19 protein-coding genes are annotated in these 20,318 nt (G+C 32.4%); 8 read left to right on the top strand and 11 right to left on the bottom strand.

The features are described from left to right. Positions 1-144 precede the first annotated feature (144 nt). Positions 145-3,876 carry a metallophosphoesterase gene (locus QE431_RS16720; RefSeq protein WP_307297876.1) on the bottom strand — a complete coding sequence of 1,244 codons (3,732 nt, stop codon included), beginning with the start codon at positions 3,874-3,876 and terminating at the stop codon, positions 145-147. 26 nt (positions 3,877-3,902) lie between these two features. On the opposite strand from QE431_RS16720, the gene QE431_RS16715 reads away from it, so the two are divergent. Continuing rightward, the gene (locus QE431_RS16715) at positions 3,903-5,081 is read left to right on the top strand and encodes a Pycsar system effector family protein (RefSeq protein ID WP_134139829.1); all 1,179 of its coding nucleotides are present in this window, start codon (positions 3,903-3,905) and stop codon (positions 5,079-5,081) included. Positions 5,082-5,236: 155 nt separating this feature from the next. Here QE431_RS16715 and QE431_RS16710 read toward each other — a convergent pair whose 3' ends face one another. From QE431_RS16710 to QE431_RS16665, 10 genes are all read right to left on the bottom strand, one after another. After that, positions 5,237-7,606, bottom strand: a complete 2,370-nt coding sequence (locus QE431_RS16710) for a GAF domain-containing protein (RefSeq protein WP_134139830.1) — start codon at positions 7,604-7,606, stop codon at positions 5,237-5,239. A 161-nt stretch (positions 7,607-7,767) separates the two neighbouring features. Further along, positions 7,768-8,826 (bottom strand): nucleoid-associated protein, encoded by a 1,059-nt coding sequence (locus tag QE431_RS16705; RefSeq protein WP_057116821.1) that lies wholly within the window; start codon positions 8,824-8,826, stop codon positions 7,768-7,770. Between the two features lie 46 nt (positions 8,827-8,872). Continuing rightward, positions 8,873-9,232 carry a four helix bundle protein gene (locus tag QE431_RS16700; protein ID WP_307297870.1) on the bottom strand — a complete coding sequence of 120 codons (360 nt, stop codon included), beginning with the start codon at positions 9,230-9,232 and terminating at the stop codon, positions 8,873-8,875. A 116-nt stretch (positions 9,233-9,348) separates the two neighbouring features. After that, positions 9,349-9,888: a hypothetical protein gene (locus QE431_RS16695; protein ID WP_307297867.1), complete on the bottom strand. Its 540-nt coding sequence runs from the start codon at positions 9,886-9,888 to the stop codon at positions 9,349-9,351. A 212-nt stretch (positions 9,889-10,100) separates the two neighbouring features. Then, on the bottom strand, positions 10,101-10,700 hold the full coding sequence (locus tag QE431_RS16690; RefSeq protein ID WP_057116818.1) for an HPP family protein: 600 nt from the start codon (positions 10,698-10,700) through the stop codon (positions 10,101-10,103). Positions 10,701-10,805: 105 nt separating this feature from the next. Next, a complete protein-coding gene (locus tag QE431_RS16685) occupies positions 10,806-12,080 on the bottom strand; it encodes a chloride channel protein (RefSeq protein ID WP_307297864.1) in 1,275 nt (424 codons plus the stop codon). Between the two features lie 266 nt (positions 12,081-12,346). Next, positions 12,347-12,736 (bottom strand): VOC family protein, encoded by a 390-nt coding sequence (locus QE431_RS16680; RefSeq protein ID WP_307297861.1) that lies wholly within the window; start codon positions 12,734-12,736, stop codon positions 12,347-12,349. Next, on the bottom strand, positions 12,736-13,311 hold the full coding sequence (locus QE431_RS16675) for a sugar O-acetyltransferase (RefSeq protein WP_134139836.1): 576 nt from the start codon (positions 13,309-13,311) through the stop codon (positions 12,736-12,738). Before QE431_RS16675 ends, QE431_RS16680 begins: the two co-directional genes overlap by 1 nt. A gap of 3 nt (positions 13,312-13,314) precedes the next feature. Beyond that, positions 13,315-13,773 carry a YciI family protein gene (locus tag QE431_RS16670; RefSeq protein ID WP_307297857.1) on the bottom strand — a complete coding sequence of 153 codons (459 nt, stop codon included), beginning with the start codon at positions 13,771-13,773 and terminating at the stop codon, positions 13,315-13,317. A 55-nt stretch (positions 13,774-13,828) separates the two neighbouring features. Further along, positions 13,829-14,287: a DinB family protein gene (locus tag QE431_RS16665; protein ID WP_057116813.1), complete on the bottom strand. Its 459-nt coding sequence runs from the start codon at positions 14,285-14,287 to the stop codon at positions 13,829-13,831. 140 nt (positions 14,288-14,427) lie between these two features. Here QE431_RS16665 and QE431_RS16660 point away from each other — a divergent pair, with 140 nt between their 5' ends. The 7 genes from QE431_RS16660 (at position 14,428) to QE431_RS16630 (ending at position 20,279) form a co-directional block, all read left to right on the top strand. After that, positions 14,428-16,593 carry a TonB-dependent receptor gene (locus QE431_RS16660; protein WP_307297856.1) on the top strand — a complete coding sequence of 722 codons (2,166 nt, stop codon included), beginning with the start codon at positions 14,428-14,430 and terminating at the stop codon, positions 16,591-16,593. 350 nt (positions 16,594-16,943) lie between these two features. Further along, positions 16,944-17,564 carry a hypothetical protein gene (locus QE431_RS16655; RefSeq protein ID WP_057116811.1) on the top strand — a complete coding sequence of 207 codons (621 nt, stop codon included), beginning with the start codon at positions 16,944-16,946 and terminating at the stop codon, positions 17,562-17,564. A 26-nt stretch (positions 17,565-17,590) separates the two neighbouring features. Then, the gene (locus QE431_RS16650) at positions 17,591-18,949 is read left to right on the top strand and encodes a histidine kinase (protein WP_057116810.1); all 1,359 of its coding nucleotides are present in this window, start codon (positions 17,591-17,593) and stop codon (positions 18,947-18,949) included. 2 nt (positions 18,950-18,951) lie between these two features. After that, positions 18,952-19,254 (top strand): 2TM domain-containing protein, encoded by a 303-nt coding sequence (locus QE431_RS16645; protein WP_057116809.1) that lies wholly within the window; start codon positions 18,952-18,954, stop codon positions 19,252-19,254. 1 nt (position 19,255) lies between these two features. Continuing rightward, complete coding sequence (locus QE431_RS16640) at positions 19,256-19,585, top strand: 2TM domain-containing protein (protein WP_307297851.1); 330 nt, start codon at positions 19,256-19,258, stop codon at positions 19,583-19,585. Next, on the top strand, positions 19,576-19,893 hold the full coding sequence (locus tag QE431_RS16635) for a 2TM domain-containing protein (protein WP_057116807.1): 318 nt from the start codon (positions 19,576-19,578) through the stop codon (positions 19,891-19,893). The genes QE431_RS16640 and QE431_RS16635 overlap by 10 nt, the downstream gene beginning before the upstream one ends. Beyond that, positions 19,884-20,279 carry a 2TM domain-containing protein gene (locus tag QE431_RS16630; RefSeq protein WP_307297848.1) on the top strand — a complete coding sequence of 132 codons (396 nt, stop codon included), beginning with the start codon at positions 19,884-19,886 and terminating at the stop codon, positions 20,277-20,279. The genes QE431_RS16635 and QE431_RS16630 overlap by 10 nt, the downstream gene beginning before the upstream one ends. Positions 20,280-20,318 lie beyond the last annotated feature (39 nt).

Genomic DNA, 20,318 nt, shown 5'->3' with positions numbered 1-20,318 from the left:
GATTCTAAGGTTCTGAGTTTTTCTTAGAAATCAAAAATGATAATAAAAAGTTAGCCACGAATTACACCAATTTCCACGAATAATATTAAAAAAAATCAGTGAAAATGAATGTAATTCGTGGCTAAAAAAATCTTAGAACCTATCTTAAAAGCTATATGCCGCGCCAAAAATAACTCTTCCTATTTCATCTGGAGATTTAAAATAAGAGATTCTGGCAGTTAAAACATTAATGGCATTTAACCAAAGTCCGCCGCCGTAATCGTGATGCCATTTTTTAGAATCTTCTCCGTCCAGCCAAACTCTTCCGTAGTCGAAACCGCCTAAAATTCCGTAGGTAAATGGAGCAATTGTTTTTCTAATTCTGCCCAAACTTAAACGTAAATCAGAACTTTGCGAGAAATAAGAACTTCCTAAAAAGCGTTCATTTCTAAAACCACGTAAATCAGTGTCACCGCCTAAAGCAGCACCTTGATAAAATTCGAAATTATTATTCAAAATTGCTTTTCCTTTGAAATAAGTTGCTAAAACCAATTTTCCGTTGTGATCAATTTTATGCGTGAATCCTAAGAAACTTTCAAGAGTTGGAAAATTTTGTTTTGTTTCAGATAAATTTGTGGTCCAAGTCGCAGCGACCATAAAAGCCATCCCTAAAGTTGGTTTCGCTGCAAAATCAGAATTTTTGAAAAGATATTTTACTTTCAGTCCGCCATAATTCTGAGTGTCAAAAACATTTGGATTCACAATATTGGGAATGTCAATGTATCTATCTTCAGTTTGCTCAACCGTCATTCTTTGAAACATCGGCTGTATGCTAAATTCGCTTCCATATCTTCCAACATGTCTTATGGCTCCCGAAGCATTAAATTTTCTGATTCTAACACGGTTATAATCTAAGCTAACGTCATCATCATATTGCGATTCATTTCCGTATCCAAAATAATTCATAGCAAAATTTGGAGTTGTATACAACGATTCAACATCAATAACCCATTTTCCTAATAAACCTGGGAAATGTGCTGCATAATTAAATTCTAAACCGCCTGTCGCAAAGTAGTAAAAAGCATTTAAAACATGTCTTTGTGTATAAGGATTCTGTTTGAAATTGTTAACAGTATAATTTAAATTGATACCCACTTTTACACCGTCATCTGGATTAAAACCAATGTTAGGAAGACCAGAAACGACATTATATTTCGGTTTTTCATAATTATATAAGTTAACATCATAATCGTCAGTTAACTGCGTTTGAGTTTTTGAATCTAAATTATAAGTGTTTTCTTTTGATTTAAAATCGTAAACAATAACCTTTCTTCCGTTTTCGATATTATAAGTATCATTGTTTTGGCCGCCTATTAAGCGAACTTTAATTTTCGATTTCTGATCTCCTTTTACTTCAAAAATATCATTATCATCTAAACCATAAATCCATAAATTTTTGGTTTTAGCATCAGTTACTGTTTTTGAATATTGTAATTCGTCACCTTCTTTTTTAACTCTGTAAACTTGAATTTCAATACTTTTTTTAGCATCGTGATTCAATACAAATTTGTCTTTCTTATCAGTACCAGCAATCATAACTGTTTTGCTTAAAACATCAGAATAACGTGATGCATATTTTTGAAGTTCTCTTTTTCTGTTTTTCAGTTTGGCTATAATTTCATTAACAGTTCCATCCTGAACTTCTTTTGGCATTTTTTTGAAAGCATTTTCAATTTCGGTGTCAGATAAATTTTCCTGAATAAATTTTGCCTGCTCAATCCATTCTTTTTCTCCAGAAGTTCTTAAAAAAGCCAGATCCATTGGATAAGGTTCCCTGCTTAACCATTTTACATTGTCAATTTTATACTTAAAAGTTCGCATATGACGAAGCGCAGGAATGTTCATTAATAAGGAAAGCAAAGTTCCATCATATTTCGCAAAAGCTTGATCACGATCTCTAGGAATCGGTCTGTAGATTACTTTACCATCTTTTTTATATTCTGCCCAGCGCCATTGATCGCTATGTCTGTCCCAATCGCCAATAAGCATATCAAACAAACGGGCTTTTATATATTCTTTTTCATCAACCGAATATTTTTCATCCTTATGAAGATTGGTCATCAGATCATCTGTACCAATTATATTACTTGGATTTCCGAAATTTTTTCCATCCAGATGATTATCAGCAGGTCTTTCTTCAACCATATATAGTTGATCTCCAAAACCTGCATTAAATTCACCTAAACCTTTCTGTCTCGGGATATAATATAAAACTGGATTAGTGTGCAAAAGACCAATTTGATCAGACATGCTTCCAATTACAAACGGAGCGTAAGGATGAGAAGTGGTGTAAAAATCAAACAAGAAATTTTCTGCGTATGTGTCTTCAAAATCATTTACTACATATTGATCTTTAAAAGCAACAGATTGTAAAAATACAGTCGCACTTTTTTTCATGCCTCGCATGACATATTCACGACCTTTAGGATCAGACATTCTTAAAGAAACAGATTGATGTCCGCCGCCTTCGCGAATAGGTTTCAGGCCGCCCATTAAAGTGTCTACAGTTGCAACTTTCGCCTCAATTGGCATGCTGTAATATTTTCTGTAATGCTGCCCAAATAAAAATTTATGAAACAAACTTTTATTGGTCATTTTCTCTGAGTAGATAGAAGTTGTAATTTTTGCAGGGTAACTATTTGGAATATCTGAAGCCCAATTAATTTCTTTGGCTTTTATAATTTCACGTTCAAACAGCAGTTTTTCTTTATTGTTGTCATTTCCGTAGAAAGAAACTTTGGCATCGCCGCTTTTAAATAAAGTTAAGGTTGCATAACCATTTCCTCCATAAGAAAAATCATTTTCATTTATGGCTCTAGCCGCTTCGGATTTTGAACCCGCACCGCTAATAATCTGCTGAATATTTTCTTTGCTGATGAATTGAAGGTTATGATCATGCCCAGAAACTACAATTACATTTTTCTGCTTTTGCAAAAGCGTCTTTATCCTTTTGGCATAAATTGTATATTGTTTATTCTGAATATCCTGTGGACTTACACCAGATGTCTTTCGGAGTAAATTAATAAAAGATCCAATTATAGGAAGCGGAATTTTTTTCTCCAGCGGAAATAATTGTTTTTCTAGTGAAAATTGTCCGCCGTGAGTTCCATTGCTTAACAATGGGTGGTGAATTGCCAGAACAACTGTCTTTTCTTGATTTTTATTTAAAATATTTTCCAGTTCATCAAAAAATGCTTCTCTGGTTTTAATATCACAATTATCATTTATTGTCGGGTGATTATCCCAATCTTCTAGAAACCATTCGCTGTCAATAGTTACTAACGTTGTAGTACTGTCAATTTTTACATCTTCAATTGGACATGACTTTCTGGGCATAAATGCTTTTTTGTCATTGAGATGCTTCGTTACAAAATCAGCCTGAAGTTCCAGCCCTTTTATACCGCTGTACCAATCATGATTTCCAGGAATAAAAATAGTTTTTCCCTTAAAACCATCTGCTAATTTTAACTGATTGGTAAGTTTTGTTTCTGCTAAAGCTTTGTCTCCCGATTTATTATCGCTGGGAAAACCTTTCGGATAAATGTTATCGCCTAAAAAGAGTAAGGTCGATTTCTTGTTAGCTTTCTTCAGCCTTTTGTGTAAAAGTTCAAGCGTTTGCTGCGCTTGTGCTTCATCGGCATTTCCAGCATCGCCGACAAGATAAAATGTTTGCGCAATTTTTATGGTATCTGTTGCGTTTTCATTTTCGTTTGCGCTTACATTTTTGCCATATTGCGGCTTATGCGTAGCACAAGAATTGATCAATGATATAGTAATAATTGCTAATGAATAGTTTTTAATCTTAGCAATAAAATGATTATCCAAAAACAATTTCATAATTTAGTGGTATAAAAATATTCTTTATGAATCTAATAGAACAATCCGAAGATTTCGTCAGTAATTTACTCAAAGATAAACTTTCTAATTTATATTCTTATCATAATTTTAACCATACTTTCACCGTAGTTTCTGCGGTAAAAGAACTGTGTAAAAAAGAAGATGTGGAAGGTGATGATAAAGAAGCACTTCTGGTTGCAGCATGGTTTCACGATGCTGGATATGTTGAAGGATATGACAATCATGAAAAAACGAGTGCTAAAATAGCGGCCGACTTTTTACGCGAAAAAGGAAAATCAGAGGATTTTATTGCGCTAGTTTCGAGTTTGATTTTGGCAACAGTTAAAGAGTACGTACCCAAAACTCATTTAGAAAAGATCATTAGAGACGCAGATTATGCTCATTTAATGGGAGAAGAATACGCTACAACTTGTGAATTATTGCGTTTGGAGCTAAAAAATACTGGAATAGTAAATTTTTCTAATGCCGAATGGACCAGAGAAAATTTGAATTTTTTATTGAATAAGCACCGCTTTTATACTGATTATGCATTGAAAAAATGGCAGCCTTTAAAAGAAAAAAACCTGCTTCTAATTCAGAAAAAAATAAATAAACAGGAGTTGAAGGCGGCAGCGGCGATTGAAGAAGAAAATAAAAAGAAAGAAAAATTAGAAAAACCAGATCGTGGTATTGATACTTTATTTCGTGTTACACTTGGGAATCATACTCGTTTAAGCGGAATCGCCGATAGTAAGGCTAATATTTTATTGTCTGTAAATGCGATTATAATTTCAATTGCATTATCCTCTATAATTCCAAAATTAGATAGTCCGAAAAATGCCCATTTGGTTATTCCGACATTTATAATGCTGATGTCTAGTGTTATTACAATTATTTTTGCGATTCTATCCACACGTCCAAAAGTAACTTCTGGATTTTTTACACGTAATGACGTAGAAGCAAAAAAAGTGAATTTAATGTTCTTTGGAAATTTCTATAAAATGCCTCTTGAAGATTACGATTGGGCAATGAACGAAATGATGAAGGATAGAGATTACTTATATTCTACAATGATCAAAGATTTGTATTATCTCGGATTGGTTTTACAGCGAAAATATAATTTACTTCGAATTGCCTACAATTTTTTCATGTTCGGATTAATTATCACGGTAATCGCGTTTGTGATCGCTTTTAAATCTATTTAAAATTTAAAAATATAGACGCTCATTTTACGGATTTGCTATCGCGAAAACGCTGATAAAACGGATTTTTAATTTAACCTAAAAAATCAATCTGCGTCCATCAGCGTTTTCGCCATAGCGAATCAGTTTCATCTGTATTGCAAAAAAAAGCTCAACTTTTAGTTGAGCTCATCTAATAAATCTTGATAAGTAATCTTTTTTACTCCTGGATTTGAATTGTTATTGATCACTTTGACACGAATAGCTCTCAAACCAGAAACACCTTGAAGATCTTCAACTTCAAATTGTTCTATCGAAGGTTCTAGAATTTTCTTGTGCTGTAAGTATTTAATATATTTTAAATATTCTGCTTCTTCGCTGTTTTGAGAATAAACAATTGTGATTTTTTCTTTTTCAGTAATTCTTTCGTTTGTTCCTTTAATGTTCGATTTGTCAATTCGTTTTTTTACGACTTCATATCTTGCATTATAAGTCCCGTCCACATCAAAGCGTTTTTCATCCATCCTAAAACGAATTGAAAGCGGAGAACTGAAAACCAGAATCAATGACGTCACATCTAATTCATAAGGAAGTGATTCCTTAAGTTCATGATGCTCCAATTCCATTTCGCATAAAGTCTGCAACTGCCACAAACGAAGATTATGCAGGTACATAATATCAAATGGTTTGGTGGGCGAAATTGAAGCTCCGATGTACAAATTGTGTTCCACACCATCCGTTTTAAAACGCTCGTAATAATGCGGATAAATTTGCTGCGCTTCAACTTGTTTTTTATCTAAAACCGTTGCCAGTCTTTTATTAATGATTGACATTGCATTGTCAAATTTCTTTCTTTCCTGATAAAACATTCCTGTTTTTTCGTCCAGACTTTCAAAGTAAAGTTTTTCTAATTTTTCGTTTTTAGCGTTGCTTTTTGTGTTTTTAAGGATCGGGTGAATTTCTTCTTCGATATAACGTTGGATATGCTGTTCCGTATCAGCTTTTAGAGGGAAATCTAGTTCACTTCGAAGGGATTCTAATTCAAATTTTCTTTGTTCCAAAAGAACCAAATTAGAATTCGGATCCTGATTTTCGAAAATTTCTAAAAGAGCTGTAAGCTGGCTTTTTAAATCAGTTTTTACCGTTTCGTTTCGATGTTCTGAAGAACTTTTAATATCAATTTGTCCATAAAGCGGAAACACATTTTTAAATACAATCTCTTTAAAAATATAATCTTTTGTATGATTTAAATTTTGAAAATAGTTCTGCGATTCTTTTTTGAATTTCCAGTAAACACTTGGGTGAATTGTAGTGTACTCACGTTGAATAATTGCTTCAACCTGATGCTGCATGTCTGTATTGTAGCGATCAATTGTATCAGTTAAATACGGAAGTACTAATTCTAGTTTTGTAGCATTCACACTATTTAAATCTCTTGGATTTTCAGAAACCAATTCGACAACACCCAGTAAATGTCCGTTTCTAATAACGGGAGCAAAAATACAGCTGTTAATGTTTTGCGATAAAAGATGCTCTCCCAGTCTTTTATTGGTCGATTCTTCTGTAAATTTAGTAACATTAGAAATCACAAAAGGTTCTTTATTATCTAATAAATTTTCAAATGAACATCCAAAAAAAGCATTTTTACAATCGACTTCCTGATCGGCAGAAAGTAAAAAGCTTTTAAGCTGGTTTTCGTATTTTGCAGGTCTAATAAATTTTTCTTCTTCAGGATTGTAAATAATAAACCCAACTTTTAATTTTGGAAGATTAAAAATAGACTGGAAAATATTAGAAACTTCCTGATCTGTTGTAACTGTTTTAGCTCCAGGTTTCAACAAATTACTTTTCAATGTAGAAATGGCACTTTCTGTTGTAGCATCAAATAAAGAAACAATTCCGAAACCTCTTAAGATCCAGCTTCCTTTTGGGAATTTAGATTTCCACAAATTAATATCGCCGTAATTATCAATCAGCTGATCGATATCTTCCTGAGTTAACGCAATAGCATTTTCAGTCGGAATAATTTCCATGAAATCTGCATTGTACAAAATACGATAATGTTTTTCGACACCGCTTTCGTCTGGAATATCATAGAAAAATGGTTTGTTGAAATCGATATGCTGTTTATAGTAACTGCTCAAAATCAAACAGCAGTTATTAATGTAAAATTGATGTTCGTCGAAATCACGAATTTCCATATAAAATTCGTCTCCAGCGTTTTTTAGAATTTTTTTGAAACGTTCTGTATAATTGAAGGAGATGTTTTGAAATGGAATTGTAACTGCTTTTATTTCGTTTTGCGTTAAAGCTGTTGGGAATAAATCGGCTAAAATATTTTTAATTAAAGCTTCATTATCTTTAATAACCGAATAATCTTGAATCCCAGTTCTTAATTCCGGGATAGATTCAATTTGTTTTAAAATAGCTTTTGCGTAATTCGATCTGTAATCAACGTCTGATAAAGCAATTTCTTCAAAAGATTCAATCAGCTTATGAAATGATATAATGGTAGTGAAGGGACTTTCTTTAAAAAACTGAATATCCATCTTAGTTTATTTTTAATGCAAAATTAATGATAAATTAAGAATGATCGACATTTTATGATTTCTTTCGTCTATGAAAGTATAAAATTTATCTTTAAGCAAAAAAACCTCAAAGCCAAAGCTTTGAGGTTTTTTATCAGTAAGTAATAGAAAATGAAAACTTCTTAGCTTTTTTCTTCTTTGTTGAAGTAAACTAAGTAGTAATACATTTGTTTTTCTTCATCCCATCCTTTTTCAACAAATTTTTCTGCGCTTTCAGGATTAATAAAATCCATTTTAATCTGAATATGAGTATCCAAATTAATAACGTTTTTAATCGATTTTCTTGCGTCAGAAACTGCTGCGTTGGCAATTGGGAATGAGGTTACATCTTCGATGCTGTATTTTTCTCCTTTATCAACTTTATAATTTTTGAATTCAGGAATTAAGTCTGGATTATCTAATACTTCATTCAAGAAATTCTGCTCTTCAAACTGATCATTTTTAGCGAAATAATTCACAGATCGGTTCATAAACATTACTTCCTCTTTCTTATCTTCTGCTGGCAAAACCACATCTTTTGCGAAGTTTTGACAGAATTTTAAATATTTTTTAGTGATGAAATTTTCATCTTCAAAAGCATCAACAGATAAAAAGTGCTCTAACCAGTAACGAGCATCATAACGGTTACTGTCGACAGTTAGAATTTTATAACCTTCTTCTTTTTTATAATTGAAAATCAAACAGCCTTTATCCAATTTATTCAAGTTGATTCCCTGCTGTAAAATCATTTCAAGATTGCTGTTTTTTTCTTCAAACTGTAAAAAGTCTGCCTGCAATTCGCTTTTAAAAATCCCAATTGCATCAACAACATTGTTATCGATACTAAGATTAGTCAAATACGTCACATAAACCTCTCCGTTTTTAATATGCGGATGATTTGACTGCTCGTACAAATGCTTTGTGATGTTTTTAGAAACCTCATGCACATTTGCCGGATTAGCAAAAATCTCAGTTGCATATTTAAACATATCGTTGTAGTCCAAGTCCACTTCGTGTGCAAACTGATAATAGTTTTCTTCTTTTTCTCTAAAAGGCTTAAAAAAGAATTCTTTTATAAGAGGCACAATTTCATCATTTAAATTAAATGGCTGCTCTGATAAAAAAATCGCTTCGTTACGGCTTTTGTTTCCTACACGGTGTATAGAAAGCGTCTCGATGTGGGTGTTGAATAGGTTGATCATTTTTTTTGTTTAGGTACAAAGATGCAGAGGCTCAAAGGGACAAAGGTTATTTTCTATCTTTTATTTTTCTAATAAAAGCACTTAACATTCGTTCTATTTCTCTGCTTTCTCCATTTATTTTATTGAATTGATACTCGGTTATATATTTTAGATTGAATGAAATTTCAAGCTGAGTCTGTAATTCAAATAATGATGAAATTGAAATATTTAAAAATCTCAAATAATCACTATTTCCATCTCTGCCATATCCTTCAGCAATATTACTCGGTATTGAAATGGAACATCTTCTAATTTGTGAAGATAGTCCATAAATTTCTTCTTTTGGGAATGAATTTGTTAATTGGTAAATTTCAGTTACCAGGGACATAGATTTTTGCCAGATCAAAAGGTCACGAAAAGTTTTCATTTTATATTTTAAAAATTAAAACATAAAAATAAAGAAAAATATTACATTTTAAAATCCTTGGATTTTAAATAAACCTCTGAACCTTTGTAACTCTGAACCTTTGAACCTGAAAAAAATTAATTCCAATTCTCCTCAAATCCATAATCTTCGAAGCTGTCGTCGCCTTCGAACATGTCAAGATCCTCTTCGTCTAGGTCGTCTTCAAATTCTCCGTAGATATCGTCGTGCATATCAGCTTCAAAGTTTTTTTCGACAGCCTCGTCTGGCATTTCACCGTGAGAGAACAAAGTTTCAGGATAAACAGCTCCAACGGCTTCCTCTTCGATAGCAGCTAATTCAACCAAGAAAGTCCACATACTGATGAAATCATAAACGTAGATAATTTTAGTGTTTTCACGATCTAAGATACTAGACAAGGGATAATCATTCATGGTTCTTATTTCGCCAGGAACATCTCCAGTATCAAAAAGCGGAATTTCATCTTCTTGATTCCAAGTTTCATCACAAGTATAAAATGAAGCGACTTCTGATCCGTCAAAGCCAAAAGCGTTGAAGATTGCATTATGTAAATCCTCAAGAGTATCATCTTCAAGAATTGCAATGTCTCTAAAAATATCTTCTTCGGCGTCTAGAATTACTCTAAATTTATAAACCATAACATTTGTTTTTATTGAGAGGTCAAAGGTAAAATATAAAAAACGAAATACGAATTGTGAATTGAGATTTGTTGAAAAGATTTTAATGTTTTGATTTACGGTAGTTTATTTAGTTGGCGCTCCTGCAAGGTTTTCAAAACCTTATAGGTTTGTAATCGTATTAAAGCTATACCTACAAGGTTTTGAAAACCTTGCAGGAATAGGAATGATAATTACCTTCCAGTCAATCTTTTTCTAATTTTATGATAATGTTTATGATAAGTACTATGACTAGGATAGCTTCTGCTGGAAGTCAGATTATTAAAAACTAAAGCCGTTAAAAGTAAAATAAGCACACCAACTAAAACTGGCGAAATCACATACATATATCCTAAAGCTTTTATTTGTGTTGAACCTGTAACTGCAATCAAAGCAGTAGCACCTCCCGGCGGATGAAGGGTTTTTGTAATCTGCATGAAAATAATAGAGAGTGAAACTGCCAGAGGAGCAGAGATCCAAACAATATCGGGTACAAGCTTATTTATAGTGACACCTATAAAAGCCGAAATAACATGACCGCCAACTAAATTTCTCGGCTGCGAAAATGGACTTTGAATAATTCCGTAAATCAAAACACTCGAGGCACCAAAAGAACCAATTAAATACACAACATCACTCCCCGAAAAATGAGAAGATTCAAGATAAGCTAGAATTCCGATACCAACAAATGAACCTAAAAAGGACCAAAAATGTTCTTTATAATCAATTAAAGTTTCTTTATAAAGAATGTAACGTGTTTTTCTGTAGCTTCTTCTAATTTTTTGAGTGGGCATTTATGTGGTATTTATTGTAAAACTTTGATATTTTTTGCAATAGATTTCAACGATACATAAAGATTTTTTAATCGTTTTAATCTGTGAAATCTGTGGCTAAATTATTTATTTAGTCAAGCTTGGCGCGTAACTATATACAGTGTATGGATATATTGTTTTCGCAGTGTATTTTGAAATTAAGCAAACTATAAGAATTGGTAAAAAGAGAGTATAATCGTTTGTTAATCCGCAGACTAAAAATATTGCTGTAAACGGAGCATGAATGCTGGCGCTTAAAACAGCTGCCATTCCGATGATCATGAAATTTACTGGAATTACATTTACATGAAAAAGACTGTTTAATATTGATGCTAATAACAATCCTAAAAATGCACCAATAAATAAACTTGGAGCAAATACGCCGCCGTCACCTCCAGAGGCAAGAGTTACTGAAGTAACAATTGGTTTTAAAACCAAGATTCCTATAAATGTCAGTGCCAACGTTATGGTTAAAGGAAGCTGGCTGGTGCTAAAAATCCCTTTTATAGCATGATATCCTTCTCCGTATAATTGAGGGAAAATAAAAAGTGAGATACTCAAAACAGCAGATCCGATAATAATTTTATAATAATGGGTATTTATTTTTCCGAATTGAGATTTGAAAAATAAAACGCATTTAGTCAAATAAACAGAATTCATTCCAGCTAAAATTCCTAAAAGAATAAAATACGGAATCGCTTTTAAATGCCAGGTTGTAATAGATACAGCAAATAGAGGTTCTTCTTTTAAAATATTAAGTAAGCCAAAAGCAATTGAAACAGCAATTACATTTGAAATTATAAATGCACGTGTTACTTTTCTGGAAATAACTTCAAAAGCAAACAATATTCCCGCAATCGGACTGCTGAAAAGGGCAGTAACTCCCGCCGCGACTCCTGCACAGATTAACTCAGTTTTGTATTGGCGGAAAACATTTTCTTTTTCGTGTGCAACAGAACCAATTGTTGCTGTGGCTACAACTGTAGAAACTTCAATTCCGGTTGAACCTCCAAAAATTACAGTTAATAATCCGTTTATGAAGTGAGATGGAATTTTATATAAAGGAAGATTTTTTTCGGTTTTTGTGCTTTCAAAAACCTCTTTAATTCCTTTATTTTCTTTTTTCTTAAAAAGATATTGTCTCAGGAAATAAATTACAGATAATCCGAAAACTGGAAATACAATGTAAAATAGAGGATGAACCGATACTTGGTGAAAGAAGATTTCTTCGTAATATTCGGTTATTTTTTTTAGAGAAATTCCAAGAAAGGCAGAAAGGAAGCCAATTAAAATAGAAACAATAACTAATTTTCGGAATTTTATAAATTGATGATTTTTTTTGATTTGCGCCGTTTTGTTCATTAGAAGTAAATTTGAAATCGCATTTTTTTTATGCGGATCACAAAATTAAGCATCAAAATTGGTTTTTTATAAGAAATAATCAATTTAGTATGTTAAAACCGATATAAACAAGAAAATTCGTTCGGTTAAACATGTTGCCACAAAGTCGACAAGGCGCAAAGTTTTTGTTTACTTTATTTGCAAAGTTCTCACATTTATGTAGGTGTATTCGTTAAATGAAAAACCTCTGAAGCTTTGCAACTTTGAGCCTTTGCACCTCTCATTATCTATCTCTCATAAAACTCGATCGGCAATAAATCAGGATCTGCAATAAAAGTAAAACGTTTATCGGTGGTTTCATCGATTCTGATTGGTTCTGATTCGATATTTTTTGAAGTTAAAAAAGCAATAGTTTCTTCTAAATTAATTACTTCAAAAGCCAAATGTCTTAAACCAACAGCTTCAGGTCTTGAAGGTCTTTGCGGCGGATTCGGGAATGAAAACAATTCAACAACATAGGAACCATTTAAAGCCAAATCTAATTTATAAGATTGACGCTCTTCGCGATAAATTTCTCGAATAATTGTTAACCCTAAAATCTGGGTGTAGAAGTATTTAGATTTTTCGTAATCTGAGCACAAAATGGCAATATGATGAACTTTATTAAGGGTAAGCATTATTTTTTTGATTCAGGTTCTTGATTTAATTTTCTAATTACTTTTGCTGGGTTTCCAACCGCTAATGAATTGTCTGGAATATCTTTTGTCACAACCGATCCGGCGCCAATAACACAGCCTTTTCCAATTGTAACACCTGGACAAATAACTGAATTTCCGCCAATCCAGCAATCGTCTCCAATGGTAACTGGGTAAGCATTTTCAAGCGTTTTTCTTAATTCAGCGTCAAGCGGATGTGAAGCTGTGTAGATTTGAACATTTGGTGCAATAAATACATTTGATCCGATATTTACAGGAGCACAGTCTAGAACGACACAATTCACATTGAAATAAACGTTGTCGCCGCAAAAAATATTATATCCGTAATCGCAGTGAAAGGGAGGCTCTATATAAAAACCATCTCCAGTATTTGGAATAAGTTCTTTTAGAATTTCTTTTGCTTTTTTGGTTACTCTATATTCTTTTACATTAAGAGTGTGCAAAAGATTTTTGGCTGTTCTACGTCCTTTGACAAGTTCTGGATCAAACGCATTATAGTATTCGCCAGAGATCATTTTTTCTTTTTCTGTTTTCATTTATTACATTTTCGTCTTGGCGATTTTTTCATGTATTTTTAAAGTTTCCAATAAAGCGGCAGTGGCATACCAAGGCGTTAATTCGGCTTCCAGTAAATTGGCTTTTATGGCAGGATCTGTTGCAACAAGTGCCTTTGCTTCTTCTATAGTTTCTACATTAAAAATATAAATGCCCCTATAATTTCTGTCGTTTTTCATAAAAGGGCCAGCAACAACCAGTTTTCCTTCTTTTGCTAATTTATTGATGTTGGCCATATGTCCCTCAAAAAGTTTTTTGGTTTCTTCTTTTGAAGCTGTTGTATTGGTTCCAGATTTTAAAAGACAAAAAACATATTTTTTCATTCCGTATTCGTCGGCATGAAGAGATTTTGCAAGATTTTCATCGTATTTGGCTTCAGTTTGCTGCGAAAAAGCGATTACATTCATAAATAAAAAAAATAATAATAGTGTTGATTTTTTCATATGAATATATTTTAGATTTCGTTTTTTATTTTTCGTTAATTCTTTATGAATTAAATTAAACCAATTTCTTCAAAATAACGATCTGACCTAAATGATACACATCATGCTGAATAATTCCGTGAATGTGTTCGTAATAGGTATGGCCATTATTTACGTAAATTTTAGCCAAATCTTCGTCATTAAAATCTTCGAAAAAAGTATTCCATGATTCTTGAGATTTTGCCAATGTTTGAAGCGATTGTTCCCAAGCAGCTTCTGAAGGGTCTAGAACAGGTACAAAATAATTATGGTCAGGAGTTATAATTACTTCTCCCTGCATGCGTTCTAAAATGTTTCTTCTCCATTGTATTAAATGATTCACAATTTCCCAAATCGTGTTAAGGTTTGGATTTGCTTTTTTATAAGCCTGCTCTGCTGTTACATTTTGTAAAGTATCGGCAAGATTTACTTCCAGCCAAGGATTACCATTATAAATGGATTGATATAGATTTGAAATTCGTTTACTTTCTGACATAAAATGATGATTTTGGATTTCATAGCTAAGATACAAATTAGTAATTTACAACTCATCCTCGAAATTCTACAATTGGGTTATTATATATTTTTTAACAGAAAATGTTAAAATACATTTGCTTCATCAAAACCAAAGATGATATGAAAACCAAATTATTTTTTACCATTAGCTTTTTATTTTTTACAGCTTTAATTTTTGCACAAAATACTATTTCTGGAAAAGTTGTAGATCAAAAAGGAAAACCAGTTGCCGGTGCTAATATTTATATTGACGGCACTTATGATGGAGCAACAAGTTCTGAAACGGGAGATTTTTCTTTTGAAACAACTGCTGAAGGAAATCAATTTATAGTAGTTAGTTTTTTACTTTTCGAAACTTTTAAAACCGAAATTGATGTTACCAATTATAAAAATCAAACGGTAAAATTAAGAGAAAACGTAAATGCTCTTGATGCAGTTGTAATTACAGCTGGAACCTTAGAGTCTGGAGACAAAGCACGGGTTTCTGTTTTAAAACCATTAGATATTGTAACAACTGCGGGTTCTGCAGGAAATATCGTGGCAGCTTTACAAACTTTACCTGGCACACAAACTGTTGGCGAAGACGGACGTTTGTTTGTTCGTGGAGGTGAAGCCAATGAAACACAGACTTTTATTGACGGAATTAGAGTTGCGCAGCCTTACGGAGCGACAACCAATAACTTACCAACTCGAAGCAGATTTTCTCCTTTCTTGTTCAGTGGAATTGCATTTTCTACTGGAGGTTATTCTGCCGAATATGGCGAAGCTCTATCTAGTGTTTTACTTTTAAACACGCAAGACGAAGAAGATCACGAAAAAACAGATATCGGTTTAATGACAGTGGGTTTGAGTGTAGGAAATACTCAAAAATGGGAAAAAAGTTCTTTAAGTGTAAATATGGCTTATATAAATTTGGCGCCTTATCAAGCAGTAATTCCACAAAATGTAGATTGGAATAATCCATATCAATCTCTTGGAGGTGAAACGGTTTACCGATATAAATTCACAAATGGAATCTTTAAATTATACGCTTCTTTCGACTCGGAGAAATTCGATTTGAATCAGAAAAATATCAATTTCGAAAATCCGATCAGAACCGATATGAACAATAATAACTTTTATTTGAATTCTTCATACAAAGGAAGTTTTGGAACAGGATGGCAGTTAACTTCAGGAATTAGTTACGGTTACAGTAAAAATAAATTGAAATATAATATCACAGATGTTGACAGCAACGAAAATGCAGCACAGTTGAAATTGAAACTTGCCAAAAAGGTTTCCAACCATTTTAGATTGTCTTTCGGTACAGATTATTTCATTACCAAATACAACGAAAATTTCGATGATAATGTTTCTATTAACGGTTCAAACGGATACGATTCTAATATTTTTGCCGCTTACACAGAAGGAGATCTTTCGATCTCTAAAAATCTAGCTTTAAAAGTTGGTTTGAGATATTCAAATAACAGTTTGTTAAACGAAAATAACATAGCTCCAAGAGCTTCATTAGGTTATAAAGTTTCAAAAAGCAGCCAGTTCTCGTTTGCTTACGGAGATTTTTCTCAAACGCCTGTTGTAGATTATATTAAATATTCAAAATACCATCAGTTTGAGAGTGAAAAAGCCAGACATTATATCTTAAATTATACGTTTACAAAACCTGGACAACTGCTTAGAACAGAATTATATTATAAAGATTACAGCAATTTAGTTCAATACGATACAAGAGATATTCAGTACAATTCGGTTTTCAATAATAACGGATCGGGTTATGCAAAAGGATTGGATGTACTTTGGAGAGACAGCAATTTGTACAAAAACTTAGAATATTGGATTTCATATTCATACATCGATTCAGAAAGACAATATAAAAACTTTCCAAACATGGCTACTCCAAGTTTTATTGCTAATCATAGTTTGTCTGTTGTAACCAAATATTTTATTACAGACTGGAAATCGCAAGTAGGTTTTACAAATAGCTACAGCTCAGGACGTCCTTACAATGATCCGAACCAAACGCAATTTATGAGCGGAAAAACAAAATCTTACAATAGTTTAAGTTTCAACTGGGCCTATTTATTAACCACACAAAAAATTCTTTACTTCTCTGTTTCGAATATTTTAGGAACACAAAATGTTTTTGGATATGATTATGCCAAAACAGCAGATCCAAGCGGAGTTTATCAAAGACAAGCTGTAACACCAACCGCAGATAGATTTTTCTTCGTTGGTTTCTTCTGGACAATCAGCCAGAATAAAAATGAGAATCAGTTGAAGAATCTTTAAAAGATGCTAAGGTTCTGAGATTCTAAGTTGCTAAGAAAAACTAGAATCTTAGTCACTTAGAACCTCAGAATCTCCAAAAAAACAATTCATCATCAAAAATCAACAACTCAGTATCATTTAATTTTAAAAGAGTAAAAAGCGTAATACTTTTGAAGTATAAATTAGAAAGGACCAAAGAAGCAAAGTGACAAAGGTTCAAAGTTTTAAAAATAGTAACAATATAAAAACCAAACCTTTGTCCCTTTGCAGCTCTAAACCTTTGAACCTTAAAAAAAGAGTTTTAATCATCAATAAAAAAACCTTAGAATACCAGAATCTTAATAACTTATAAACTTTAAAAAAAAGAAATCATGACCAAAATTATCACCGTTATTACATTATTTATCTGCAGTTTATTATCTGCACAAACACAATTTGAACAAGGAATGACTAAAGCTTTCGGGCTTTGGAAAGAAGGCAAAAATGCAGATGCTTCTGCAATGTTTGAAAGAATCGCAGCGGCAGAAAAAACAAGCTGGCTTCCTAATTACTATGTAGGTTTGGTAAACACGTTATCTGTTTTTACAGAAAAAGATAAAACAAAAATCGATTTGTTATTAACCAAAGCTCAGGATGCATTAGATATTGAATTGATAAAAGATCAAAGTAACTCAGAATTATATGTATTGCAAGCGCTAATTTATACAGGATATGTTGTAGCAGACCCAATGACAAACGGAATGAAATATTCTGGAAAAGTTATGGAAGCTTACGCGAAAGCTAAAGCACTTAACCCAAACAATCCAAGAGCAGTTTTTGGAGAAGCTGACTATCAATTAGGAGGCGCAAAATGGACAGGAGTTGACACAAAACCTTTATGTGTACAAGTTGATAAAGCTATTGAACTTTTTGGTACTTTTAAACCAGAAACTCCTTTTTCTCCAAAATGGGGATTAGAAAGAGCTCTTGAAGTTCAAAAAACTTGTAAATAATAAAAATATTAAACTAAGCTGATTATATGAAAGATGATGGAACTGTTTTTTCTGATTTAAAAGGTGGAACTATAGCATGTTTCAAGATTGCAATGGTATTTGCGATAATATTTTCAGCTTGTTTAGGAGATGATCTAAATATTAGAAACGTTCTTTTAACCTTTTTTATAAGCTGTCTTTATTCTTTTGGATTGGGTTTCGGTAACGGATTTATCAATGTTTTTCTAGATAAAAAATGGGATTGGCTGGAACAAACCAATCTGAGAGTTTATTACGGAATCTTAATAACCGTTTTATATACGGTTCCAGTTGTTTTAGGAATAAACTATTTTATTTTCGTTGTCGTGCAACATGTAACTTTAGATGTGTTTTTTGGAGCAAGAATGTTATGGGTGCATCTTTTCTACATCATTTTATCATTAGGAGTTTCGACTTTTATGCAGGCCAGAAGTTTTATGGTAAAATGGAAAAGGGCTTCAAAATTTGAAATAACACAACAGAAAATCATTGCAGGAACAGCAAATGCTAAATTCGAAAGCTTAAAAAATCAAATTGATCCGCATTTTCTTTTTAACAGCTTGAATGTTTTAAGTTCATTGATCGAAGAAAATCCAGATAATGCGCAGCGGTTTACCACTTCTTTATCTAAAATTTACAGATATGTTTTAGAACAAAAAGATAAAGAATTGGTTTCGGTTGAAGACGAATTATCATTTGCGAAAACCTATATGAATTTGTTGAAAATGCGTTTCGAAAACAGCTTGTTTTACGAATTGCCAACAGAAGACATAAATCCAGATGCTAAAGTGGTGCCGCTTTCCTTACAGCTTTTGCTTGAAAATACAGTTAAGCATAATGTGGTAAGCGAACAGAAACCACTTCATATTAGAATATTTATTGATAAAGATTATTTGGCTATTCAAAATGATCTTCAGAAGAAAGAAGTGCTGCAGGACAGACAAGGTGTTGGACTGCAGAATATCGTAAACCGTTACGGAATTATAACCGATAGGAAAGTGAAGGTGGAGCAGGACGAGAAAAATTTTACGGTTAAAATTCCAATTTTAACAAAACAAGTTAGTGTTATGGAAACAAATGCAGATTATAATGATGAAGCGAAAGCTTATTATAGAGCCAAAAAAAGAGTTGAGGAATTAAAGGGATTTTATGCAAATATAATTTCATACTGTTGTGTGATTCCGCTTTTAGTTTTTATCAATCTAAGATTTTCACCTGGATTTCAATGGTTTTGGTTTTCTGCTTTAGGCTGGGGATTTGGAATTACGATGCACGCTTTTAAGGTATTCGGTTATAGTTCAGATTGGGAGGAAAGAAAAATTCGAGAGATTCTAGAAAGAGAAAACAAACAAAAAACCTGGAAATAATCATGGAAAAAGATTTTACAGAAGCAGAACGTTATTATGATGCTCAGAAAAGAGTAAAAGAAATAAAAGAGTTTTACGAGCATTTGACAGTTTATCTTCTAACTAATCCAATTGTGATTGTGGTAAATCTGATGACTTCTCCAGGATATTTGTGGTTTTTATGGTGCTTGATGGGATGGGGAATGGCTCTTATTATGCACGGATTAAAAGTTTTCAGCCTGCCGCCTTTTTTCAATAAAAAATGGGAAGAAAGAAAAATTAGAGAAATTCTAGAGAAAGAAAAAATTAGAAAAACTTGGGAGTAATATGGAAACAAAATTTGATTTTGATAAAGAACAATCTGAATTACAGAAATTAGCAAGTCGGAAAGTTATTAAACTTAAATCCTTTTACAAACAGTTATTTATTTACACCATCATTCTAATACTTTACCTTTTAAAAGGATACACCGAACTGCCGCTAAATGTATTCCCGATTAATTTGTTAAATGGTGTAATTATGATTTTGTGGGCTGCGGTAGTCATTGGCTCAGCAATAGATGTATTTGCTTCTTTTAAGATTTTTGATGAAGATTGGGAAGCACGTAAAGTAAAAAGTATTTTAGAGAGAAGAAATAAAAAACAAAAATGGGAGTAGTCATGGAAATGAATTATAACGAAGAAGAAAGATACATTCAAGCAAGAAAAAAAGTTGAAAATATCAAAGGATTTTATGGAAATCTTGTTGCCTATGTATTGGTAAATGCGATTCTGATTTTCATCAATTTATATACATCACCCCAGTATTTATGGTTTTTCTGGCCTTTATTATGGTGGGGAGTAGGGGTCGTTTTTCACGGATTGAAAGTTTTTGAAGTTTTCCCAACTTTAGGAAAAGAATGGGAAGAAAGAAAAATCAAAGAATTTATGGAGAAGGAAAAACAGAACAAAAATAAGTGGAAATAATATTAAAAGATAAAAAAATGGGACGATTAAGAAGACATATGTACGAAGAATACGGGCAGGATTTTAACACTGATGAACGTTATAATAAGGCGTATAGGAAAGTAAAGAAAATCAAAGGCTTTTACTCACATTTAAAAGTTTACATTATTGTTAATGTAATTATTATATTTTTAAGTTTGAATAAAAATTTTATAGGCAACGAATTTAGACAAAGTGGTCTATTTGAGTGGCATACTTACTCAACAGCATTTTCATGGGGAATAGCACTTTTAATTCACGCTTTCCTTGTTTTTAGCGGCGATTATTTTTTTAGTGATAACTGGGAGGAAAAGAAAATTCGAAAATACATGGAAGAAGACGCTGCGAATAAAAAAAAATGGGAGTAACTTTGAATTAATTTTTTTTCAAATTTTACATTATAGTAA

It is taken from the genome of Flavobacterium sp. SORGH_AS_0622 (genome assembly GCF_030818825.1).
Classification (GTDB): Bacteria; Bacteroidota; Bacteroidia; order Flavobacteriales; family Flavobacteriaceae; genus Flavobacterium.
Note: the sequence above shows the minus strand (reverse complement) of the source record. Positions and strands in the feature narration are given on the sequence as shown.